18 protein-coding genes and 1 tRNA gene are annotated in these 21,488 nt (G+C 74.6%); 6 read left to right on the top strand and 13 right to left on the bottom strand.

Annotated elements, in window-relative coordinates; translation table 11 throughout:
- Window positions 1-31 precede the first annotated feature (31 nt).
- Window positions 32-1,276 (bottom strand): GNAT family N-acetyltransferase, encoded by a 1,245-nt coding sequence (locus FZ988_RS00615; RefSeq protein WP_149202074.1) that lies wholly within the window; start codon window positions 1,274-1,276, stop codon window positions 32-34.
- A 98-nt stretch (window positions 1,277-1,374) separates the two neighbouring features.
- Here FZ988_RS00615 and FZ988_RS00610 point away from each other — a divergent pair, with 98 nt between their 5' ends.
- Window positions 1,375-2,493: a PP2C family protein-serine/threonine phosphatase gene (locus FZ988_RS00610; protein WP_149202073.1), complete on the top strand. Its 1,119-nt coding sequence runs from the start codon at window positions 1,375-1,377 to the stop codon at window positions 2,491-2,493.
- Window positions 2,494-2,499: 6 nt separating this feature from the next.
- Window positions 2,500-2,832 (top strand): MGMT family protein, encoded by a 333-nt coding sequence (locus FZ988_RS00605; RefSeq protein ID WP_149202072.1) that lies wholly within the window; start codon window positions 2,500-2,502, stop codon window positions 2,830-2,832.
- Between the two features lie 3 nt (window positions 2,833-2,835).
- On the opposite strand, the gene FZ988_RS00600 is transcribed toward FZ988_RS00605, so the two are convergent.
- The 8 genes from FZ988_RS00600 to cysK all read right to left on the bottom strand — a co-directional run bounded on the left by FZ988_RS00600 (window position 2,836) and on the right by cysK (window position 11,878).
- Window positions 2,836-3,387, bottom strand: a complete 552-nt coding sequence (locus FZ988_RS00600; protein ID WP_149202071.1) for a CoA-binding protein — start codon at window positions 3,385-3,387, stop codon at window positions 2,836-2,838.
- The gene (locus FZ988_RS00595) at window positions 3,384-4,769 is read right to left on the bottom strand and encodes an O-acetylhomoserine aminocarboxypropyltransferase/cysteine synthase family protein (RefSeq protein ID WP_149202507.1); all 1,386 of its coding nucleotides are present in this window, start codon (window positions 4,767-4,769) and stop codon (window positions 3,384-3,386) included. Before FZ988_RS00595 ends, FZ988_RS00600 begins: the two co-directional genes overlap by 4 nt.
- 65 nt (window positions 4,770-4,834) lie before the next feature.
- Window positions 4,835-6,904: an acetate--CoA ligase gene (acs, locus tag FZ988_RS00590; protein WP_425457919.1), complete on the bottom strand. Its 2,070-nt coding sequence runs from the start codon at window positions 6,902-6,904 to the stop codon at window positions 4,835-4,837.
- A complete protein-coding gene (locus FZ988_RS00585) occupies window positions 6,898-7,863 on the bottom strand; it encodes an ABC transporter permease (RefSeq protein WP_149202070.1) in 966 nt (321 codons plus the stop codon). The genes acs and FZ988_RS00585 overlap by 7 nt, the downstream gene beginning before the upstream one ends.
- Window positions 7,864-7,934: 71 nt before the next feature.
- Complete coding sequence (locus FZ988_RS00580; protein WP_149202069.1) at window positions 7,935-8,981, bottom strand: aliphatic sulfonate ABC transporter substrate-binding protein; 1,047 nt, start codon at window positions 8,979-8,981, stop codon at window positions 7,935-7,937.
- 97 nt (window positions 8,982-9,078) lie between these two features.
- Window positions 9,079-9,933 carry an ABC transporter ATP-binding protein gene (locus FZ988_RS00575; protein ID WP_149202068.1) on the bottom strand — a complete coding sequence of 285 codons (855 nt, stop codon included), beginning with the start codon at window positions 9,931-9,933 and terminating at the stop codon, window positions 9,079-9,081.
- Window positions 9,934-10,355: 422 nt separating this feature from the next.
- Window positions 10,356-10,940, bottom strand: a complete 585-nt coding sequence (gene epsC / locus FZ988_RS00570; protein WP_149202067.1) for a serine O-acetyltransferase EpsC — start codon at window positions 10,938-10,940, stop codon at window positions 10,356-10,358.
- A gap of 2 nt (window positions 10,941-10,942) precedes the next feature.
- On the bottom strand, window positions 10,943-11,878 hold the full coding sequence (cysK, locus tag FZ988_RS00565; protein WP_149202066.1) for a cysteine synthase A: 936 nt from the start codon (window positions 11,876-11,878) through the stop codon (window positions 10,943-10,945).
- 531 nt (window positions 11,879-12,409) lie between these two features.
- Here cysK and FZ988_RS00560 point away from each other — a divergent pair.
- Both FZ988_RS00560 and FZ988_RS00555 read left to right on the top strand, forming a co-directional pair.
- Complete coding sequence (locus tag FZ988_RS00560) at window positions 12,410-13,774, top strand: sensor histidine kinase (RefSeq protein ID WP_223144998.1); 1,365 nt, start codon at window positions 12,410-12,412, stop codon at window positions 13,772-13,774.
- On the top strand, window positions 13,771-14,448 hold the full coding sequence (locus FZ988_RS00555; RefSeq protein WP_149202064.1) for a response regulator: 678 nt from the start codon (window positions 13,771-13,773) through the stop codon (window positions 14,446-14,448). Before FZ988_RS00560 ends, FZ988_RS00555 begins: the two co-directional genes overlap by 4 nt.
- A gap of 66 nt (window positions 14,449-14,514) precedes the next feature.
- Here the strand turns inward: FZ988_RS00555 and FZ988_RS00550 are convergent, their stop codons facing one another.
- On the bottom strand, window positions 14,515-15,468 hold the full coding sequence (locus FZ988_RS00550; protein ID WP_149202063.1) for a type II CAAX endopeptidase family protein: 954 nt from the start codon (window positions 15,466-15,468) through the stop codon (window positions 14,515-14,517).
- A gap of 251 nt (window positions 15,469-15,719) precedes the next feature.
- On the opposite strand from FZ988_RS00550, the gene FZ988_RS00545 reads away from it, so the two are divergent.
- Entirely contained in the window at window positions 15,720-16,466 is a 747-nt protein-coding gene (locus tag FZ988_RS00545; protein WP_149202062.1) for an ABC transporter ATP-binding protein, read from the top strand.
- A 4-nt stretch (window positions 16,467-16,470) separates the two neighbouring features.
- Window positions 16,471-18,366 (top strand): ABC transporter permease, encoded by a 1,896-nt coding sequence (locus tag FZ988_RS00540; RefSeq protein ID WP_149202061.1) that lies wholly within the window; start codon window positions 16,471-16,473, stop codon window positions 18,364-18,366.
- A 65-nt stretch (window positions 18,367-18,431) separates the two neighbouring features.
- Here the strand turns inward: FZ988_RS00540 and FZ988_RS00535 are convergent.
- The 3 genes from FZ988_RS00535 to FZ988_RS00525 all read right to left on the bottom strand — a co-directional run bounded on the left by FZ988_RS00535 (window position 18,432) and on the right by FZ988_RS00525 (window position 21,476).
- A tRNA-Gly gene (locus FZ988_RS00535) sits at window positions 18,432-18,502 on the bottom strand.
- Between the two features lie 142 nt (window positions 18,503-18,644).
- A complete protein-coding gene (locus FZ988_RS00530; protein ID WP_149202060.1) occupies window positions 18,645-19,271 on the bottom strand; it encodes a TetR/AcrR family transcriptional regulator in 627 nt (208 codons plus the stop codon).
- A gap of 57 nt (window positions 19,272-19,328) precedes the next feature.
- Window positions 19,329-21,476: a YhgE/Pip domain-containing protein gene (locus FZ988_RS00525; RefSeq protein WP_149202059.1), complete on the bottom strand. Its 2,148-nt coding sequence runs from the start codon at window positions 21,474-21,476 to the stop codon at window positions 19,329-19,331.
- Between the last annotated feature and the right edge of the window lie 12 nt (window positions 21,477-21,488).

Below are 21,488 nucleotides of genomic sequence, written 5' to 3'. Positions count from 1 at the left end.
CCCAGGGGTCCTGGGCGGTCCTGGGTAGCTGTCAGAACACCCAGCCCGCCACGGGCGCCTGGGGCCAGCCGAACGCGGTCGACGCGCGGTGCAGCGCGCCCGTCGTGCGCTCGGCCACCAGACCCGCGCCCGCCAGGGCGGTGAGCGACCGCCCACCCAGGTAGGCGGCGCCGAGCTCGCGCACGTCGACCGTCAGGTCCGCCGCGTCATCCGTCGCCCGGACCTCGGCGCCCGCGGGCCCACCGACGAGGCGCCACCGCCCGGCGTTGGCCGGGAGCGCGGCGTCGGTCACCTCGAGCACGACGTCCACGTCCGCCGCGTACCTGCGCGCGGCGAGCGCGGCGGGCACGTCGAGCAGGCGGACCCACACGTTGTCGCCCATGCGGGGCTCGGCCGCGCGCAGGTCCACGAGCAGGTGGGTGATCGGGTCGTCGAGGGGCAGCATGCCCGCCTCGACCGTCGCCATGAGGTCGAGGTCGATCAGGACGCCCCACAGCGCGCGCGAGACGGCCGCGTCGGGCGCGACGAGCTCACGCACCTGGACGGTGCCGCGCGGGCCGGGGATCTCCCACGCCTCCTTGCGCCGGAACAGCGCGTAGCCGACCGTCGTGCCGTCGCGCTCGGCGAGGGCGACACGCAGGGACTCGGCGCCGCCCCGGTAGATCTCGGGGTCGGCGAGGCGGGCCGTGCGCAGCTCGGCGGAGTCACGCGTCACCCAGCCTGGACGCTCGACGCTGCCGTGCAGCGCCGCGATGACGGGCCCGTGGCGCTCGGCGTCGAGGCGCTCGAGCCGGATGCGGACGTCCGCGCTGCCCGCGACGTCCCGGAGCGCGGCGCCGCGCGGGATCTTCAGGTGCAGGTCCGTCGCGGCGAGCCCGTAGCCGAACCGCCCGTAGATCGCGGGCTCGGCCGCGAAGAGCGCCGAGACCGCCTCGCCGCGCGCGAGGCTGCGGGCGAAGTGCTCGCTGATCATCGACGTGAGCAGGCCGCGGCGCCGGTGGCCCGGGTGCACGCCCACCCACGTCAGGCCCGAGACGCGGGTCCGGGCGCCCGGGACAGGGAACGTCGAGAACGGGTAGGACGAGTGGCACGCGACGAGCTCGCCGTCGGCGGTCTCGATGCCGCGTGTGCGGTCCCACGTCAGGGACGACGGGACCTCGAGCGCCTTCTCGTCGCTCGTGGAGGTCGGGAAGGCCCACGAGTCGACGACCTGGAGCTCGGGGCGTCGCGTCTCGGGCACGTCGACGGGGCGGTACCCGTCAGGAAGGGAGGTCATGGCGCCATCGTGCCCTGCCCGCGGTTCGCAGGCCGAGCGCATTTCGCCCGATCTGGGACCGCATGGCCTGGGTCACACCCTCTCGGTAGCCTCAGCGCGTGACCACCGCCGTGCGGGTGCCCCGCCGGACGCGTCAGACGCGGCCCGGAGCGCCCCGACGCATGCGCTGGCTGCGCCTGCCTCGTCGGCGGCGCCTGGTGAACCGGCAGGTCGCGGCGACGACGCTCCTCGTGGCGTCGGCGCTGGTCGTCACGACAGGGATCGTCGTGGAGCCCGTCTGGGTGTCGCCCGCCGCGCTGCTGTTCATCATCCTGCTCGGCGTCTTCGTCCTACGCCTGCCCGGCATGATCCTGCTCGCTGCGACGGTGCTCGGGCTCATGGCGGCGATCGCGCTCGGTGACCGTGCGGAGCTGGAGCCGGGGCTGCTCGTCGTCCAGGTCCTCGGCGCGCTCTCGGGCGTGCTCTTCGTGCGGAACCGGAGCCGGCTCGGCCTGCAGGGCGCCGCGAGCGACCTCATGCTCGTCGACCTGCGCGACCGGCTCGTCGCGCACGGGCGCATCCCGCCCCTGCCGGAGCGCTGGCGGGTGGACAGCCTCGTGCGGTCGGCGTACGCGGAGGCGTTCTCGGGGGACTTCGTGGTCGCCTCGCGCAGCCAGCAGGGCCTTCTCCTGGAGATCGTGCTCGTCGACGTCTCCGGCAAGGGTCAGGAGGCTGGCGTGCGGTCCCTGCTCCTGTCGGGCGCGTTCGGCGGGCTGCTGGGCGCGATGCCCCGGGAGTCGTTCCTCGTCGCCGCGAACAACTACCTGCTCGCGCAGAACTGGTCGGAGGGCTTCGCGACGGCCGTGCACCTCACCGTGCGCCTCGACACCGGCCAGTTCTGGGTCTCGACCGCCGGCCACCCGCCCGCCCTGCACATGCACGCGGGCTCGGGCCGGATCGAGATGATCGACACGACGGGCGGGCCCGCGCTCGGCGTCGTGAACGCGCCGGTGTTCGGCGTGCACACGGGCCAGCTCGAGGCGGGCGACACGATCATGATGTACACGGACGGCCTCGTCGAGGCGCCCGGCGCCGACGTCGACCTCGGCATCGACCGCCTCATGGGCGAGGCGGAGCGCGTCATCTCGACCCGGACGGGAGGCGCCGACGCGGTCGTCGCCGGGGTCCGGGCGGGCGAGGGCGACGACCGCGCGCTGATCCTCGTGCACCGCGACTGAGCGCCCGTGGACGACGACTACCTCGAGGCGGTGCTGGACCTCGTGGCGACGATCCCGCCGGGACGCGTCATGACGTACGGCACCATCGCCGAGGTCCTCGCCGACCGCCTCGGACGCGGCGGCCCGCGCCAGGTCGGCCAGGTGCTCGCGCGGGCGGGCTCGGGCGTCCCGTGGTGGCGGGTCGTCAACGCGTCCGGGCACCCGCCCGTCGCGCACCGCGAGCGGGCGCTCGCGGCCCTGCGCCAGGAGGGCTGCCCGCTGTCCGACGACGGCGCGGCGGACGACACGGGGGCGCGCGTGGTCCTGCGGCGCGCGGTGTGGTGGCCCGACGAGGGGTGAGGCTCAGGCCAGCGACCTCCGTGAGCTGATCACGCCCGTGTCGAAGCCCGCGAGGTGCAGCCCGCCGTGGAACCGCGCGTGCTCGATCTTGAGGCAGCGGTCCATCACGACGGCCAGACCGGCGGCCTCGGCGGTGCGCGCGACGTCATCGTGCCACGAGCCGAGCTGGAGCCACAGCGCGGGCGAGCCCACGGCCAGGGTGTCCTGCAGGACCGCGGGGAGGTCGTCGTGCCGGCGGAACACGTCGACGAGGTCCGGCACCACCGGTAGCGCCTCGAGGGACGGGTACACGGGCCGGCCGAGGATCTCGGTCGCGCGCGGGTTGACGAAGTACACGTCGTACGGCGACGACGACAGCAGGTAGGTCGCCACGAAGTAGCTGGCGCGCGACGGGTTGGCGGACGCACCGACGATCGCGACCGACCTCGTGCGACGCAGGAGGGCGAGCCGGCGCCCGGCGTCGGGGCCCACCCAGGTCCGGGCGGCGCCCGCGGGCGCGGGTGCCGGGAGCGCGCACGCGGCGCCGGCGGCGGGCTGCGGGTCGAGGGTGCTCATGCGGTGGCCTCCGTCGCGCTCGCGCCCGTCGCGGCGACGGCCGGTCGACGGGTGTCGCTCGAGGCCGCCGGCCGCGGCCCGACGGCGGCCGTGATGGCCTGGTCGAGGTCCCACAGGATGTCCTCGACGTCCTCGAGGCCCACGCTGATCCGGACCAGGTCCTCCGGGACGCCGGCCGCCGCGAGCTGCTCGGGCGAGAGCTGCTGGTGCGTCGTCGACGCGGGGTGGATGACGAGGGTGCGCGCGTCGCCGACGTTCGCGAGGTGGCTCGCGAGCTGCAAGGACTCGATGAAGCGCCGCCCGGCCTCGCGGCCCGGGACGTCACCCGACCCGCGGAGCCCGAACGCGAACACCGCGCCGGGCCCGGCGGGCAGGTAGCGACGCGCCCGCTCGTGGTGCGCGTGCCCGGGCAGGCCCGCCCAGCTGACGTAGCCCACGCGGGGGTCCGCGTCGAGCCACTCGGCGACGGTCCTGGCGTTGGCGAGGTGCGCGTCGAGGCGCTGGGGTAGGGTCTCGACACCCTGGAGCAGGGTGAAGGCGGACTGCGCGGACAACGCCGGCCCGATGTCGCGGAGCTGCTCGGACCGCAGCTTGGTCAGGAAGCCGTACTCCCCGAAGTTCTCCCACCAGCTGACGCCGCCGTAGGACGGCACGGGCTCGGTCATCTGCGGGAACTTGCCGTTGCCCCAGTCGAAGCGCCCGCTCTCCACGACGACGCCGCCGAGAGTCGTGCCGTGCCCGCCGAGGAACTTGGTGACGGAGTGGATGACGATGTCGGCGCCGTGCTCGATGGGCCGGCACAGGTACGGGGTCGCGAGGGTCGCGTCGATGACGAGCGGGACCCCGGCCGCGTGGGCGACCTCGGCGAGGCCCGCGATGTCCGTGATCTCGCCGGACGGGTTCGCGACGACCTCGGCGTAGACGACCTTGGTCTCGGGCCGGATCGCGGCGGCGTAGTCGGCCGGGTCGGTGCCCGCCACGAACGTCGTCGCGACGCCGAAGCGGCGCAGCGTCACGTCGAGCTGCGTGACGGTGCCGCCGTACAGCGACGCCGCGGCGACCACGTGGTCGCCGGCGCCCACGAGCGCGGCGAAGGTGATGAACTCCGCGGACATGCCGGACGCCGTCGCGACCGCGCCGATGCCGCCCTCGAGCGAGGCGAGCCGCTCCTCCAGAGCGGCGACCGTGGGGTTGCCGATGCGCGAGTAGATGTTGCCGTACTTCTGCAGGGCGAAGAGGTTCGCGGCGTCGGCGGTGTCGGTGAACACGAAGCTCGTGGTCTGGTAGATCGGCACCGCTCGGGCGCCCGTCGTCGCGTCCGGGACGCCGCCCGCGTGCAGGGCGCGCGTGCGGAAGCCCCAGCGCCGGTCGCCCGTGCTCACGGGCCTGCCGTCGGTCGCACCGGTGCCTGCGGTGGTGGTGTTGCTCGCGGTCGTGGATGGATCGGTCACTGGACGGGCCCCTTCGTGTGGTCCTGGCGGGCGGCCAGCACGGCCTGGATCCGGTGCAGGACGGACGCGTCCTGCAGCGAGGTGACGTCGCCCAGGGTGCCCCCGGCGACGAGGTCGGCGAGCAGCCGTCTCATGATCTTCCCGGAGCGGGTCTTCGGGAGGTCGGGCACGACGACGACATCGCGCGGCTTGGCGATCGGGCCGATCTGCTGGGCGACGTGGGCGCGCAGCGTCTGCGTCAGCTCGAGCGCGTGGCGCACCCAGCCGGCCGGGTCGTCGGGGTGGGCGTCGGCGCGCGCGGGGATCACGAACGCGGCGATCGCCTGGCCCGTCGTCGCGTCGTGCACGCCGGTGACGCCGGCCTCGCCGACGAGCGGGTGCGCGACGAGCGCGGACTCGATCTCGATCGTGGACAGGCGGTGGCCGGAGACGTTGATGACGTCGTCGACGCGGCCAAGGAGCCAGAGGTCGCCGTCGGCGTCGCGCCGCGCGCCGTCTCCCGCGAAGAAGTAGCCGCGGTCGGCGAACCGCGACCAGTAGGCGTCGCGGTAGCGACGGGGGTCGCCCCACACGGTGCGGGCCATGGCGGGCCAGGTGCGGTCGATCACCAGGAGGCCCCCCGAGCCCGGTGGCACGTCGTCGCCCTGCTCGTCGACGACCCTCGCGGAGATGCCCGGCAGCGGGCGAGTGGCGGAGCCGGGCTTGAGCGTCGTCACGCCGGGCAGGGGCGCGATCATCGTCGCGCCGGTCTCCGACTGCCACCACGTGTCGACGACGGGTGCGCGGCCGCCCCCGACGCGCTCGTGGAACCACATCCATGCCTCGGGGTTGATGGACTCCCCGACGGTGCCGAGCAGGCGCAGGCTCGACAGGTCGTGGGACGCGGGCGGGCCGTCCGGGAACCACGTCATGAACGTGCGGATGAGGGTCGGCGCCGTGTAGTACGTCGTGACGCCGTAGCGCTCGATGATCTCCCAGTGCCGCCCGGGGTGCGGCGTGCCGGGCGTCCCCTCGTAGATGACCTGCGTGAGGCCGTTCGAGAGCGGCCCGTAGATCTCGTAGGTGTGGGCGGTGACCCAGGCGAGGTCGGCCGTGCACCAGTGCACGTCGTCGTCGCGTGCGTCGAAGTGCGCCCAGTGCGTCCACGACGCCTGCGTCAGGTACCCACCGCTCGTGTGCACGAGGCCCTTGGGGCGGCCGGTCGTGCCCGACGTGTAGATGATGAACAGCGGGGTCTCGGCGTCGAACGCCTCGGCCTCGTGCTCGTCGTCGGCCGTGTCGACGACGTCGTGCCACCACACGTCCCTGCCCGCGGTCCACGGCACCGGCGTCTGCTCACCCGTGCGGCGCACGACGAGGACGTGCTCGACGTGGTCGAGCCCCTCGACCGCCGCGTCGGCGGTCGCCTTGGTGGGGACCGCGGCGCCGCGCCGGAACTGGCCGTCGGAGGTGACGAGGAGCTTCGCGCCCGTGTCCTGGACCCGGAAGCGCACGGCCTCGGCGGAGAACCCGCCGAAGACCAGCGAGTGGATCGCGCCGATGCGCGCGATCGCCAGGGTGATGATGACCGTCTCGGCCAGCACCGGCAGGTAGACGACCACGCGGTCGCCCTTGCCGATGCCGAGCCCGGTGAGGGCGTTGGCGGCACGGCACACCTCGCGCTGGAGGTCGGCGTACGTGTAGGTCCGGCGGTCCCCGGGCTCGCCCTCGAAGTGCAGCGCGGGCTTGTCGCCGCGCCCGGCGGCCACGTGCCGGTCGACGCAGTTCACCGCGACGTTGAGGCGGCCCCCGACGAACCACTGCGCGGCCGGGACCGTGAGCTCGCCCAGGGCCTCGGGGTCGGGGACGGCAGGCGACCACGTGTGGGCCGTGTGCCAGGGCTCGGCCCAGTCCAGGCGCTCGGCGGCCCGCTCCCAGAACGCGACGTGGTCGGCGTCGGCCTCGGCGAGCAGCCGTGCGTGGTCCGCGGGGCCGACGTTCGCGGTGCGTGCGAGGTGCTCGGGTGCGTGGAAGGTGCGGTCCTCGGTCAGGAGGTGCGCGATCGTGTGCTCTCGGACGTCTACCACCGGCGCAGCAGCCTCTTCTCGGCGACGCCGATGAGGGCGTCGGTCAGCTTGCCCAGGACGGCGAGCGTCACGAGCGACAGCAGGATGCGGTCGACCCGGCCGTTGTTGGCCGAGTCGGTGAGGATGAAGCCGAGGCCCATCGACGACGCGATGAGCTCCGCGGCCACCAGGAAGAGCCAGGCCTGGGCCATGCCGAGGCGCAGCCCCGAGATGACCGACGGCGTGGCGGCGGGGAGCTGGACGCGCAGCAGCAGCGACGCGCCCCGCAGGCCGTACGCGCGCCCGGCCTCGACGAGCTGCGGGTCGACGTGGCGCAGGGCGGACGCCACGGTCGTGTACACGGGGAAGAACGCCCCGATCGCGACGAGCACCACCTTCGAGTCCTCGTTGATGCCGAGCCACAGGACGAGCAGCGGGACCCATCCGAGCGAGGGGACCGCGCGCACCGCGCCGATCGTCCCCGACAGGAGCGAGTCGGCGAGCCGGGACAGCCCCACCAGCGCGCCGACGGTGAGGCCTGCGGCGGAGCCGGCGAGGAACCCGATGAGCACGCGCTGCACGGAGATCTGGACGTGGGTCGCGAGGTTCGGGCCCTTGTCCCATGTCGCGAGCTCGACCGCAGCGTCGAGCACGGCACCGGGCGACGGCAGCTCGTACGAGGCGAACGTGCCGGTCACCGCGGTCGCCAGGTGCCACAGGGCGAGGAGCCCCACCGGGACCACGAGCGCGAGGGCGAGGTTGCGCCGCCGGCCGCGGCCCCGGGGCGACTCGACCACGGCGGTGCCGAGCTGGCTCGCCGCTATCAGCGTCGGGCCTGGTGCCGGGGCCCCGACCTCCGACCCCTCAAGGGCCGACGGCGCGTCGGGCCCGGTGCGCGGGCGGTCCGCGGCGGCACTTCCGCCGGGCGCCGTGGCACGGCGGACGGTGGCTCCGCGCGCCGGTGCGACGAGGTCGCTCATGGTGACTCCTTGCTCGGTGCTCGTCGGGTGCCCCGGGCCCACGCGTGCGCGCGGGCCCGGGGCGGGGTGCCTCAGTCGGCGATGGGCGCGGGGTCCGCGTTCTCGGCGAACTCGGTGTGGAACAGCCCGTCGAGGGCCGTGTCGATGTCCGCCTGCGAGGAGACGTCACCCGAGTCCACGAAGATCGGCCCGACGACGGACAGGACGTCGCGCTGCTCGTCGCCCGGGACGACGTCGAGGTCGATGACGGTGCGCTCGAGGATGACCTTCTGCGCGATGGCGAGGTCGATCCCCGCGGTGTCGGCGAGGATCTGGGCCGTCTCCTCGGGGTTCTCGATCGCCCACGCCCGGGCCTTCTCGTACGCGTCGAGGACGACCTGGGCGAGGTCGGGGTTCGCCGTGATGAAGTCCTGCGTGGCGTTGAGGAACCCGTACGTGTTGAAGTCGATGTTGCGGTAGATCAGGCGGGAGCCTGCGGTCGCCTCGCTCGCGGCCATGAGCGGGTCGAGGCCGGACCAGGCGTCGACCGCACCCGACTCGAGGGCGGCCTTGCCGTCCGCGTGCTGGAGGTTCTGCACCTCGACGTCGCCGAGGGCGACGCCGTGCTCCTCGAGCGACTGGAGGAGGAAGAAGTACGGGTCGGTGCCCTTGGTCGCGGCGACGGACCGGCCCGCGAGCTGCTCGACCGACGTGATGTCCGAGCCTGCGGGAACCACGATCGCGGCCCACTCGGGCTGCGTGTAGATCCCGATGGTCTGGATGGGCGAGCCGTTGGCCTTCGCGAGGAGGGCGGCGGAGCCCGCGGTCGACCCGACGTCGATCGCGCCGGCCCGCAGCGCCTCGTTGGCCTTGTTCGAGCCGGCCGACTGGACCCACGTGACCGTCACGTCGTCGAGCGTCGCCTCGAGCCAGCCCTGCTCCTTGATGATCAGGCTCAGCGGGTTGTAGGTCGCGTAGTCGAGGGTCAGGGTGTCGTCGCTCCAGCCCTCGGCGTCGGCGGACACGGCCGGCTCCGGCGCGTCCTCGACGACCGAGGACCCCTCGCCCGCCGCGCAGGCGCTGAGCATCAGGGCGGCGGCGGTCGTCGCGGTGACGGACAGTGCGGTGCGGATTCTCATGGGTTCTCCTGGGCAGGCGGGGAGGCCGGTCGGCCGCCCCGGGGGGTGGGTGGTGGAGCGCAGGGATGGTGGCGGCGGTCGCCGCGGGGTGGACGCGTCAGATCGAGTGGTGCTGGTCCGGGTCGTGCGCCTCGTGGTGGGTCGGCACGCCGAGCCCGTCGAGCAGCTGGGCGCGCAGCAGCGCGAGGCCCGCGTCGCCGCGGTCGCGCGGGCGCCGTCCGGGGACCGTCACGACGCTGCGCACGCCCGCGGGCGCGCCTGGCGGCGCACCGGCGGGGCGACCGAGCAGCACGACGCGGTCGGCCAGGTACAGGGCCTCGTCGACGTCGTGCGTGACGAGCAGGACCGTGGTCGGCTCGGCGGCGTGGACGTCCAGGAGCAGGTCCTGCATGCGCAGCCTGGTCAGGGCGTCGAGCGCCCCGAAGGGCTCGTCGAGGACGAGGACGCCGGGGTTCCGGGCGAGGGCGCGGGCGAGCGCGGCGCGTTGCGCCATGCCGCCCGACACCTGGCGTGGCCGGTAGCCCGCGCAGTCGGCGAGGCCGACGAGGTCGAGGAGCTCCGCCACACGCCGGTCGCCGGTCGCCCGGTCGGTGCCGCGGGGGAGCCCGAGCGCGACGTTCTGGGTGAGCGTGCGCCAGGGGAGCAGCCGTGGCTCCTGGAAGGCGACCGCGCACCGGGCGTCGACCCCGTCGACCGGGCGACCGTCGATGAGGATCCGGCCCGTGGTGGGTGCGTCGAGGCCGCTGACCTGGCGCAGCAGGGTCGACTTGCCGCAGCCGGACGCGCCGATGAGGGCGACGATGTCGCCCGCGGCGATCTCGAGGTCGACGTCGGCGAGCACGGCGCGGGGCTGTGCCGAGCGGTCGCGTGAGGCGAAGGTGCGCCCCACGCCTTGCACGGAGACCGGGTGTGCGGGGTGGGTGCGGACAGCGGTGGGCGTGGTGAGCGTCATGGGTCCTCGTCGGTCCAGCCTCGCGCGGCCGGGCGCCGGCCCTCGACGGGGCGGCGCGGTGCGGGCGCGGGGGAGCGGTGGGTCGGGCCGGGGTTCAGCGCTGGCGACCGAGGTCCGCCGTCGGACCGGAGCGGGCCGGCTCCGGGGGAGTCAGCGCGTCAGGCGCCAGCGCGTGGCATGCACGGACAGCAGCCACAGGAGGAGGGCATCATCGGCAGCGCCATCGACACGTCGTGGTGACGGTGCATGGCGCGGCCTCCTCTCCTCGGCGTCTCGCGGTGCGAGACAATGATTCCCGGTCCTTGGGACCTTTGACCCGAGAGTAGGGGCGCTCCACCCGTAGGGCAAGGCTGCGCCGCTCCCGTGCCACATGCCGAGACGTCGGGCGGGCTCCGCGCGTCGGCGCGCGGGCCTGGGCCCGGTCAGATGTAGATCGCGGGGTCCTCGACGAGCTCGGCAGCGGGGGAGGGCTGGGGTCGCGTGCGGACCGTAGCCGGCACGCCGACCGCGACGGAGCCGGCCGGGACGTCCTTGACGACGACGGCGTTCGCGCCGATCTGGGCGCCGTCACCGATCCACACGGGCCCGAGGATCTTCGCGCCCGCCCCGACGACCACGTGGTCGCCGAGGGTCGGGTGGCGCTTGCCACGGCGCATCGCCTTGCCGCCGAGGGTCGCGCCGTGGAACAGCACGACGTCGTCCCCGACGACGGCCGTCTCGCCGATCACCACGCCCATGCCGTGGTCGATGAAGAGCCGGCGCCCGATCTGGGCGCCCGGGTGGATCTCGATGCCCGTGGCGGACCTGGCGAGCTGGGAGAACAGACGCGCGGGCAGACGCAGGCCCGGCTCACGCCACATCCGGTGGGCCACCCGGTAGGCCCACACGGCGTGGACCCCCGGGTAGCCCAGGGCGACCTCGAGCAGGCTGCGCGCGGCAGGGTCGCGCCGTCGTGCGGCGTCGAGGTCCTCGCGCAGGACCCGCAGGAATCGCCAGAGGTGCTCCATGGTCAGTCCATCAGGTCCGAGTAGAGGACCGAGGACAGGTAGCGCTCGCCGAACGACGGCACGATGACGACGACGAGCTTGCCGGCGTTCTCCGGACGGTGAGCCACCTGCACGGCCGCGTGGATGGCCGCACCGGACGAGATGCCGACGAGGAGGCCCTCGCGCCGGGCGGTGTCGCGCGCGACACGGATCGCGGTGTCGGCGTCGACGTCGATGACCTCGTCGTAGACGGACGTGTCGAGGATCTCCGGGACGAAGTTCGCGCCGATCCCCTGGATCTTGTGGGGTCCGGGCTGGCCGCCGTTGAGGATCGGCGACTCGGCGGGCTCGACGGCGATGACCTGCACGCCGGGCTTGCGCTCCTTGAGGACCTGCCCGACTCCCGTGATCGTGCCGCCGGTGCCGATGCCGGCCACCACGATGTCGACGCCGCCGTCGGTGTCCGCCCAGATCTCCTCGGCCGTCGTGGCCCGGTGGATCGCGGGGTTCGCCTCGTTCGCGAACTGCCGGGCGAGAACCGCGCCGGGGCGCTCGGCGGCGATCTGCTCGGCCCGCGTGACCGCGCCCTTCATGCCCTCGGAACCGGGCGTCAGCACGAGCTCCGCGCCGAACGCGCGGAGCAGCGCGCGCCGCTCCTTCGACATCGTCTCGGGCATCGTCAGCACCACGTCGTACCCGCGGGCCGCGCCGACCATGGCGAGCGCGATGCCCGTGTTGCCGCTCGTGGCCTCGACGATCGTGCCGCCGGGCGGGAGCTCGCCCGACGCCTCGGCCGCGTCGACGATCGCGACACCGATGCGGTCCTTGACGGAGCTCGCGGGGTTGTAGAACTCGAGCTTTGCGGCGACGGTCGCCCCGGCGCCCTCGGTCACGCGGTTGAGGCGGACCAGCGGGGTGTTGCCGATGAGCTGGGTGACGTCGTCGTAGATGCGGGCCATGGTGGTTCCTCGTCGTCTCGTGGGGCCCGTGGGGGGCCGGGCGATCATGGGGTCAACGGTGCACGCGCCCGGTCCATTCCGCACCCGGCCGGCGCACCGTGGACCGGGTCGCTGCGGCGGGTGGCACGGAGGGTGCCGCGGTCGGGTGCCGCGCCGTGGACGCGTCGCCGTGACCGGTGCTCGGGCGTGCCGCGAGGGCGTGTGCTGGGGAGCGGGTCGTGCGTGGGTCGACGAGCGCTGGCGACGTCGCGATGCGGCGGTCCGGGAGGACTCAGGCCAGCGCTCTACAGACAGCGGTGCGCGGGACGACAGCAGGGCGCTGCGTGGGGGTGCGCGGCGGCGGTGGCGGGCGAGGCGCTGCGCATCGCTCATCCTTCCGCTCGGTGTCCGGTAGCGCGACGGTAGCCGGTTCCACCGGGCGTCGGCAATCGCGCCCCGCCCCGTCCGGGCACGCGGCGCGGTGGGCCGTGCGCCGTCGGACCTACGATGGCGCTGCACGTGTGGCGACGGGGACAGGGGGACAGGGGGACAGTGCCAGCCGATCCGCGCTCGCTCCTGCGGCCGACCCGCGCCGAGGCGGCCGCCTCCGGGGTGTTCGGCGTCCTCGCTCTCACCGGGCTCCTGTCGATCCCTCTCCTGGCCGCCTCGGACGAGGACGCGGTCGGTCCGCTGCCCGCGGCATGGAGCGTCGGCTGGTGGGTCGTGGTGGTCGTCCTCGTGGCCCAGGCCGTCGCGCTGCTGTGGGTGCGGCGCGCCCCGCGGGTCGCCGCCACGACGGCGGCCGCCCTGCCGTGGCTCGTCGCGGCGCTCGCACCCAGCCCCCTGTTCGGCCTGACCACCGGGGCGGTCCTCGTCGCCGTGTTCGCCGTGGCGCTGCTGCCGCCCCTGCGCAGGCTCGTGCCGGTCCTGGCGCTCGCGGCCGTCCTCGTCGCGGGTGCCCAGACGGTGAACGACGTGCGCAGCGGCGCCTCGCCGCTCGGGCCGGCACTGGGCGTCGCGCTCGTCCAGGCGCTCGGCGTGGTCGGTGTGCCGCTGCCCGTCGCGCTCACGGTCGCGGCCCGCCGGGAGGCGCGCGAGGCACGCGACAAGGAGGTGCGGGCGCTCCAGCGCGAGCACGTGGCGCTCGTCGACGCCACGGTCTCGCGTGAGCGCGCTGCGATGTCCCGTGAGCTGCACGACATCGCCGCGCACCACATGTCCGGGATCGCCCTCATGGCGTCGGCGATCGTGCACCAGGTCGACACGGACCCGGCGGAGGCCAAGCGCTCGGCGCAGCAGGTGCGCGCGCAGAGCACGGCTGTGCTCGACGACCTGCGGCGGCTCGTGGGCCTCCTGCGTGAGGGAGCCGGGGCCGGCCGGGCGGTGGAGTCGCTCGCCTCCGTACGTGACCTCGTGGCGGCACGCCGGGCGGCGGGCGCCGACGTCCGGCTCGTGGTGCACGGCGCCGGCCACGCGCCGGACCGCGACGGGGCACCCGTGGGGGCGGGGCCCTCCCCGTCCGGCGCAGGCGCCGAGGCGGACGCCGACGCCGGGACCCACGAGCAGGGTGCCGGCGTCGGGCCGCTCGCCCAGCTCGTCGTGTACCGGATGGTCCAGGAGTCCCTCGCCAACGCGGCCGTCCACGCGCCGGGCGCGCCCTGCGTCGTCGAGGTCGACGACCGTGACGACGACCGCCTGGTCGTCGTCGTGCGGAACGCGCGCGGGCACGGCGTGGACCCCGGCCCGGGCGGCGGGTTCGGGCTCGTCGGCATGCACGAGCGGGCCGAGCTCGTGGGAGGCCGGCTGCGCTACGGCCCGACGCCCGACGGCGGCTGGGAGGTCCGCCTCCGGGTCCCGCGGGACGGCAGCGGACCGGCCGAGACGTCGTCGCCCGCACCACCGGAGGAGCCCGGATGATCCGCGTACTCATCGCCGACGACCAGCCGCTGGTCCGCGCGGGCCTGTCCGCCCTGCTCGGCGCGGAGCCGGACATCGAGGTGGTCGGTGTCGCGTCCGACGGGTCGCAGGCACTCGTGATGGCGCGCGAGCTGCGGCCCGACGTCGCGTGCCTCGACATCCGGATGCCCGGCCGCGACGGCATCTCCGTCGCCCGAGAGCTGTGCGGCCCGGACGCTGACCCCGCGATCCCGGTGCTCGTCCTGACGACGTTCGACCTCGACGACTACGTCTTCGGTGCCCTCGAGGCCGGGGCGTCGGGCTTCCTGCTCAAGGACGCCGAGCCGGAGGCGATCACGCACGCCGTCCGGCAGGTCGCCGCAGGCCACGGCACGATCGACCAGTCGCTCACGCGCCGCGTCCTGCGCGAGTTCGTGCAGCGCCGCAGCCTTCAGCCCGTGGTGGCGCAGCGCGGCGACGGCGTGCTGACCCCGCGCGAGCGGGACATCCTGCTCCTCCTCGCCCAGGGCATGTCGAACGAGGAGATCGCGGCGGACCTGGTCGTGGAGGTCTCGACCGTCAAGTCGCACCTCGCGCGGATGCTGCCGAAGCTCGGCGTCCGGTCGCGGCTCCAGGCGGTCGTGTGGGCCTACCAGAACGGCATCGTCGCGGTGCCCGACCGCGAACGCGGCTGAGCGACGGCCCCGCGGGGTCGTCGGGCCGTCGCAGCCGTGACGGCGCGCGAGGCCCGACCTTCGGGCCTACGCCGCATCCCGCGGGAGCGGCGTCGCGGGGACGTACCCGAGCGTCCCGCGGGTGCGGACGAGAAGGACGGCCGCCGCGACCACGGAGGCCGCCGCCATCGCCGGCATCGCGACGTCCGCGCCCATCGAGGGGAACATCTCGATCCACAGGACGGAGGCGAAGTTGTTGACGCTGACGTGCATGAGCATCGACAGCGGCAGGCTCTCACCCGTGCGGTTGAAGACCCACGACATCACGACGTTGAACGAGACACAGAAGACCGTGAACGCCACGGGGTGCGTCCAGTGCGCATCGGGGTAGCCGCCCCAGTCGCTGAGGAACAGGGGCATGTGCCACAGCGCCCACACGGGGCCGAGCACCATCGCGGCACGCAGCCCGCCGAGCCTGCGCTGCAGGCGCGGCAGCGCGAAGTCCCGCCAGCCGGGCTCCTCGGCCAGACCCGTCGTGACCATCTGCGCCAGGAGCAGCGGGAGGTACAGGCCGAGCGCCATCAGGGACGGTGCCTGGATCTCGCCGCCCGAGAAGACGAACCCGGTCAGGATCATCGCGGCGGGGACGCCGAGCAGCGTCACGGCGTACCAGCGTGGGCGCACCCGCCAGCGCCAGAGGCGCCCGACCCAGCGGCGCAGCCCCTCGCGGCCGTCGGCGACCAGCGTCACGAAGAACGCGGAGGCGATCGGGCCCAGGTACGCGCCCGGCAGCACACCGGCGATCTGACCGGAGCCCATGACGTCGGGGAAGCGGAAGTCCCAGACGCCCAGGCCGTTGAGCGACAGGATGTAGGGCAGCCAGGCGAGCCAGCTCATCGCGTTGGCGAGGACGAAGAAGCTCAGGAGCGGGTGCCGGCGGACCAGGCCCAGCGGGCCTGTCGCGCGGGCCCCCGGACCGTTCGCGGCCTCGGGGCCGGCCGGGCGGCCTGGCCCGTTCGGGAGCGTGTCGATGACCGTCATGAGGGGTCCTCTCGTCGTGTCCGGGTGGCGGAACGAGCCACACGACGACGCTAGGAACGCGACACCTGGGGCATCGAGCCCCGAAGGATCGAAGCCGGCGGGACCCGTCGAAAGGTGCAGGGGGTCCGCCGCGAGGCTGCACCTGCACCCAAAGGCGCAACCTCGCGCCTTGCTCCGAAGGCGGCTGGAGCGCCTGCCCCGCCCTTCCTAGCGTCGAGCACGGACGACATCACCTCGACGAAGGAACCCCCATGTCACCCACCACCACGGCCGTCGACACGGCCGTCCACCTCGCCCAGCTCTACAAGACCTACCCCAACGGGCCCGAGGTCGTGACCGCCCTGGCGGGCGTCTCGCTCGACATCCCGCCGGGCTCCTTCACGGCCGTCATGGGTCCGTCCGGCTCGGGCAAGTCGACGTTCCTCAACTGCGCCTCGGGTCTCGACACGCCGACCAGCGGGCGCGTGGTCCTCGGCGGCACGGACCTGACCGCGCTCGCGCCCGACGACGTCACGCGGTTCCGCAGGAGGCACGTCGGGTTCGTGTTCCAGGCCTACAACCTCGTCGGACACCTCACCGTCGCGGAGAACATCGGGCTGCCCCTGCTGCTCGACGCGCGCCGACCGGACCCGGTGTGGCAGGACGCGCTCGTCGCCGCCGTCGGCCTGACGGGGCTCGAGCAGCGGCTCCCGAGCGAGCTGTCCGGCGGCCAGGCGCAGCGCGTCGCGATCGCCCGCGCGCTCGTCGCCCGCCCGACCGTGGTCTTCGCGGACGAGCCGACCGGGGCGCTCGACCGCCGCACGGGCGACCAGGTGCTCGACGTGCTGCGGACCACCGCGAAGAGCCTGGGTCAGACGCTCGTCGTCGTGACGCACGACCCGCACGTCGCCGCCGCCGCGGACCGGGTCCTCTTCCTCGCGGACGGACGCCTCGCGGGTGAGATGGTCGCGCCCACGACCGCGCAGATCGCCGCCCGCCTCGTCGAGCTCGGGAGCTAGGGCCATGTGGTCGTTCGCCAGGTCCGCCCTGCGCACTTACCGCGCCTCGTTCGCCGGGAGCCTCGTGATCGTCGCGCTCGCCTCGGCGCTCCTGACCGCCACCGGCGTCTGGCTCGAGTCCGGAGCGCGCGGGGACGCGTCGGGCAAGCCCTTGACGCTGCTCACCACGGCGGCCTCCTCCTTCGCCGGGACGACCGTCCTCGTCGTCGTGCTCGTGGTCGCGTCGACGTTCTCCGCGGCGCTGCGCCCACGCCACGCCCAGTTCGCCCTGCTGCGTGCCGTGGGAGCCACCGCCCCGCAGGTGCGCGCGATGGTCACGGCCGAGGTCCTGGCGGTGTTCGCGATCGCGGCACCGTTCGGGGTCGTGCCCGGGCTCCTCGCTGCAGGGCTGATGACCCCGCTGCTCGAGCGCAGCGGCATCGTGCCGCCCGGGCACGTCCTGACGCTCTCGCCGTGGCCGGTGCTCGGCACGCTCCTGCTGCTCGTCCCGACGGGCCTGCTCGCCGCCCGGGTCTCGGCGCGCTCGGTGGCGAGGATGAGCCCGACGGCTGCCGTGCGGCGCAGCGCCGTTGAGCCTGCCGGCATCGGCCCCGTCCGGCGCGCGAGCGCGGTGGGCCTCCTCGTCGCGGGCCTCCTCGTCGCGGGCACGCCGTTCGTCCTGCCTGGGGCGCTCGGCAGCGCCGTGGGCGCGGTCTCGGCCTTCCTGCTCATCACGGCCGCGGCGCTCGCGGGACCCGTCGTCGTCGCCTGGGCGGCCCGGCGCTCGGTGGCCGCGACGCGCACGGCGAGCAGCGGCGCGACGATGCTCGCCCTCGTGAACGCGCGGGGCTTCTCGCGCCGGCTCACGGCGGCCATCACGCCGCTCGCGCTCTTCCTCACGCTCGGTGTGGTGCAGACCGGGATGACGGTGGCCCTCACCCGGGCGGCTGTCGGCGAGCTGAGCGACGGCATCCGCGCCGACCTCGTGGTCACGTCGCCCGACGGCGTGACACCCGCGGAGGAGGCGGCCGTCGCGGCGACGGCGGGTGTCGGCGTCGTGGTCCCGCTCTCGACGGCGGCCGCGGAGGTCAAGGTCGACGACCAGGACGAGGAGATGCCGCTGCTCGACGGCCTCGCCTGGGAGGCCACGGGCCTGCGCGTCCTCGGCGCCGACGCGGCCCGGCTGCTCGACCCCGGTGTGGTCGACGGCTCGCTCGACGACCTCGCCGCGCCGGGCACGATCGCCGTGAGCTCCGTGGCGGTCTTCGGCACCGGCAAGGGCGTGGGCTCCACCGTGGACCTGCGCTTCGACGGCGGCGCGCAGACCAGTGCCGAGATCGTCGCGGTGTACGAGCGCGGCCTCGGCTTCGGGGACTACCTCGTGGACGCGCGGGGCCTGCCCGCCGACGTCCGGGCAGCGCGTGCGGACACCCTGCTCGTCGGTCTGGCGGACGGTGACGCCGCGGCGGCCGCCTCTGCGCTCGCGGCTCTGGGCCTCGAGTCCACCGACGCCGCGGGGTACGCCCGGGACGCGGCGTCCTCGGCGTCGTCCCAGGAGCTGTCGAACGTGCTGGTGCTCCTGCTCGTGCTCTTCGTCGCGATCGCGGCGGCCAACACGCTCGTGATGCTCACGGGCGCCCGGCGGAGCGAGTTCGCCCTGCTGCGGCGCACGGGGGCGACGCAGGCGCAGGTGCGGACGATGGTCACGGTCGAGTCGGCGTTCGTCGCCGTCGCGGCGCTCGTCGTGGGCGTGGCCGCCGCGCTCCCCGCGCTCGTCGGGGTCGGGTACGGCCTGGGCAGCGGGATCTCCCTGGCGGTGGCCTGGCCCGCGGCGGGGGTGCTCGCCCTGACGGTGGTCGGCATCGCCTTCGTGGCGACCGTGGGCAGCGCCTGGCGGACGAGGGCCGCTGTCGCCGGGTAGCGGGCCGGAGCGGGGGCCGCGGGCGACCGGATGAACCTTCGGGTACACGCGCGGTTCGGCAGGGGAGCGGGTGACGAGAATCGAACTCGCGTAGCCAGTTTGGAAGACTGGGGCTCTACCATTGAGCTACACCCGCGCGGTCCCGCCGCAGGCTCTCCCTGAGCAGGTCAGGGCGGTCCAGGACGGGACGGCGGACCCAGGGTAACGGGTCCGCGGCAGCGATCTCACGTCGGACGGTCGGGGTGGCCGCCAAGCCTGCCCCGACCGTCCGGTCGTCGCTACGCCGGGAGCCCGTCGAGGAACGTCGACAGCACCGCCTCACGGACGTCGTCGGCGGTCCGGTGCGGCTGGAACGCCAGCCACTCGAGCCCCGCCACGAGCGTCCCGCCGAAGACGGTCGCGGCGGTCAGCGACGGGTCCCGCCCGGGCCAGCTCGCCGCGACCACCTCGGCGAGCACGGTGAACGACTCGTTGCGGACCTGCCGGATGGGCTCCTGCCAGTCCCGGCCGGTGCGGAACACCTCGGCGACGATGACCTTCGCGAAGTCGGGGTGCGCCTGGATCTGCACCAGGAGCTCCGAGACGAGCGCGGACATCGCCTCGCGCCCCTCACGGCCCTCCCGGGCGGTCCGCAGCGCGACCGTCAGGCGTTGCACGCCCTCGACGATGACCGCCTCGAACAGCGCGGCCTTGGACCCGAAGTTGTAGAACACGCTGCCCTTGGCCACGCGGGCCTCCGCGGCGATCTCGTCGACGGACGTCGCCGAGAAGCCGCGGTTCGCGATGAGCGTGACGGCCGCGTCGATGATCGCCGCACGCGTGTCGCGGGCCGGGGCGCCCGCACCTGGCCGGGAGGGGCGGCGGTCCTCGCCGGCGGGGGGCAGCCCGGGCGCGCTCGCGGTCATGAGGGTCACTGTCTCAGATCCGGGGGATCCCGTGGATCCTGGTGGGGGGCCACGGGCTCAGATGGACAGGGCCGGGTGCAGGCGTGCCATGGTCCACGTCCGCAGCCGCCCGGCGCGCCACGTCGTCACGGCGAGCGACCCGACGAGGACGGCGGCCAGGACGGCGACCGAGAGCCACAGCCGCCCGTCGGCGCCCCCGGTGATGAGCTGCCGCAGCCCGGTGACGGCGTAGGACATCGGCAGCATCGGGTTCACGACCCGGAAGAACAGGGGCGTCGTCTCGACCGGGTACGTGCCGCCCGACGACGCGAGCTGGAGCATCAGGAGCGCGAGGATCGCGATCTTGCCCGCGGCCGGGCCCAGGAGGGCGAGCAGCATCTGCTGGAGCGCCATGAACGCCGCGACCACGAGGAGCGTGAACGCGACGGTCCCGGCCGCCGACGTCATCTCCAGGCCGACCCCGAGGTGGATCACGGCGAGCATCACGACGACCTGGCCGACGCCGATCGCCAGTGCGGGCAGGAGCCCCGCGAGCGTCACGCGCAGGCCGTGCACCGGGGTGGCGAGGGCGCGCGTGGGCATCGGCCGCAGCAGGAGCCACGTGATGAGCGAGCCGACGAACAGCGCGAGCGGGATGAAGAAGGGCGCGAACCCCTCGCCGAAGTGCTCGGCCTCGGCCACGGCGCTCGTGCTGAGGTCGACCGGTGCGCTGATCACCTCGGCACGCTGCGTGCGCAGCTCGGTCGAGTCGTCAGGGATCTGGGCGGTGCCCTCGGCGAGGCCGTCCGCGAGCTGCTGCGTGCCCTCGGTGAGCTGGTCGCTCCCGGTCGCGACCTGGGACGCCCCGTCGGCGAGGGTCGTCGTGCCGGTCGCCAGGTCGGCGGCGCCGTCGGCGAGGGCCTGCGCTCCCGTCGACGCCTCGGCGGCGCCCGTCGCGAGCGTGCGTGCACCGGTGTCGAGGCTCGTGGCCCCGGTCGAGAGCTGACCGACGCCGTCGGACAGGGTCGCGGCGCCCGTGGCGAGCTCGTGGCTCTTCGTGTCGAGCGTGCCGAGGCCCGTGCTGAGCGCACCCGCTCCGGCGCTGAGGTCGCGAGCGCCCTGCTGGAGGGCCGTGAGCTGGACGTTCATCGTGCTCAGCGCCTCCGGGGTCGACGGCAGCCCGGCGGCCGCCTGGCCGATCGCGGACGCCGTCGCGCCGGCGTCCGCCGGGGTCACCGTGCCGCCCTGCGCGATCGTGGCGAGCTGGTGGGCCGCCGTCGTCATCGCGGTCTGCAGGGTCGGGAGCTTCCCGGCGAGGCCGGTCACGGTGGTGACGGTCTGGTCGACGCCCGCGCTGACCTGGGCGGCTCCGGCGGCGAGCTGCTGGGACGAGGTCGCGGCGGTGTGGGCGCCGTCGGCCAGCTGCGTCGCGCCCGCCGACACCTGCGTGGCGCCCGTGGCGGCGGAGGCAGCGCCGGTCGAGAGCGTGCTTGCGCCGGCGGAGAGCTGCTGGGCACCGGTGGCGAGCCGGCTGCTCCCGGTGGCGAGCTGGGCCGAGCCGTCGGCGACCTGCGCGGCCCCGCTCGCTGCCGTCCCGGCCCCGTCGGCCACCTGGTGCGTGCCCGCGGACAGGTCGCCGCTCGCGGTCCGCAGGGTCAGGGCGCCGTCGGACGCCTGGGCGAACCCGTCGCGTGCCGAGCCGAGCCCGACGAGGACGGTGTCGACGGCCTGCTCGCCGATGCTCGTGGACACCGCTGCCTGGACCTGGGCCATCGCCGAGCGCCCGAGGGTCGTGGCGAGGAACGAGTTGGCGTCGTTGTACGTGACGTCGAGCCGGGCGGGCGTGGGGTCGTCCCCACCGGCGGAGCTGATGTCGCTCGAGAAGTCCGCGGGGATGGTGACCGCGAAGTAGTAGGTCCCGTCCCGGACGCCCTGCTCGGCGTCGGCCGCGTCGGTGACCCGCCAGTCGAGGTCTCCCGAGTCGACGAGCCGGTCGGTGACGTCCTGCCCGGCGGTCAGGGGCTCGTCGTCCACCGTGGCGCCGGTGTCCGCGTTCACCAGGGCGACGGGCAGCTTGTCGAGGTTGCCGGTGGGGTCCCAGAAGGCCCAGAGGTACAGCGCTCCGTAGAGCAGGGGGACGAGGATCATCGCGCCGACGGCGAGGCGGGGGAGCAGGCCGCGGCTGAACCGGCGCAGCTCGGTGCCGGTGGAGGTCAGGGAGAGCATCAGGGGTTCCCG

Origin of the sequence: Actinotalea subterranea, from assembly GCF_008364845.1 — a bacterium.
In the GTDB taxonomy this organism is placed as follows: Bacteria; Actinomycetota; Actinomycetes; order Actinomycetales; family Cellulomonadaceae; genus Actinotalea; species Actinotalea subterranea.
Note: the sequence above shows the minus strand (reverse complement) of the source record. Positions and strands in the feature narration are given on the sequence as shown.

What these genes read in the sequence shown, in the direction of transcription:
- FZ988_RS00580 (WP_149202069.1), bottom strand. Translation starts at nt 8,981, where the DNA reads ATGAGAATCCGCACCGCACTGTCCGTCACCGCGACGACCGCCGCCGCC.
- FZ988_RS00540 (WP_149202061.1), top strand. Translation starts at nt 16,471, where the DNA reads ATGTGGTCGTTCGCCAGGTCCGCCCTGCGCACTTACCGCGCCTCGTTC.
- epsC (WP_149202067.1), bottom strand. Translation starts at nt 10,940, where the DNA reads ATGGAGCACCTCTGGCGATTCCTGCGGGTCCTGCGCGAGGACCTCGAC.
- FZ988_RS00555 (WP_149202064.1), top strand. Translation starts at nt 13,771, where the DNA reads ATGATCCGCGTACTCATCGCCGACGACCAGCCGCTGGTCCGCGCGGGC.
- FZ988_RS00600 (WP_149202071.1), bottom strand. Translation starts at nt 3,387, where the DNA reads ATGAGCACCCTCGACCCGCAGCCCGCCGCCGGCGCCGCGTGCGCGCTC.
- FZ988_RS00525 (WP_149202059.1), bottom strand. Translation starts at nt 21,476, where the DNA reads ATGCTCTCCCTGACCTCCACCGGCACCGAGCTGCGCCGGTTCAGCCGC.
- FZ988_RS00550 (WP_149202063.1), bottom strand. Translation starts at nt 15,468, where the DNA reads ATGACGGTCATCGACACGCTCCCGAACGGGCCAGGCCGCCCGGCCGGC.
- FZ988_RS00545 (WP_149202062.1), top strand. Translation starts at nt 15,720, where the DNA reads ATGTCACCCACCACCACGGCCGTCGACACGGCCGTCCACCTCGCCCAG.
- FZ988_RS00585 (WP_149202070.1), bottom strand. Translation starts at nt 7,863, where the DNA reads ATGAGCGACCTCGTCGCACCGGCGCGCGGAGCCACCGTCCGCCGTGCC.
- FZ988_RS00530 (WP_149202060.1), bottom strand. Translation starts at nt 19,271, where the DNA reads ATGACCGCGAGCGCGCCCGGGCTGCCCCCCGCCGGCGAGGACCGCCGC.
- cysK (WP_149202066.1), bottom strand. Translation starts at nt 11,878, where the DNA reads ATGGCCCGCATCTACGACGACGTCACCCAGCTCATCGGCAACACCCCG.
- FZ988_RS00575 (WP_149202068.1), bottom strand. Translation starts at nt 9,933, where the DNA reads ATGACGCTCACCACGCCCACCGCTGTCCGCACCCACCCCGCACACCCG.
- FZ988_RS00615 (WP_149202074.1), bottom strand. Translation starts at nt 1,276, where the DNA reads ATGACCTCCCTTCCTGACGGGTACCGCCCCGTCGACGTGCCCGAGACG.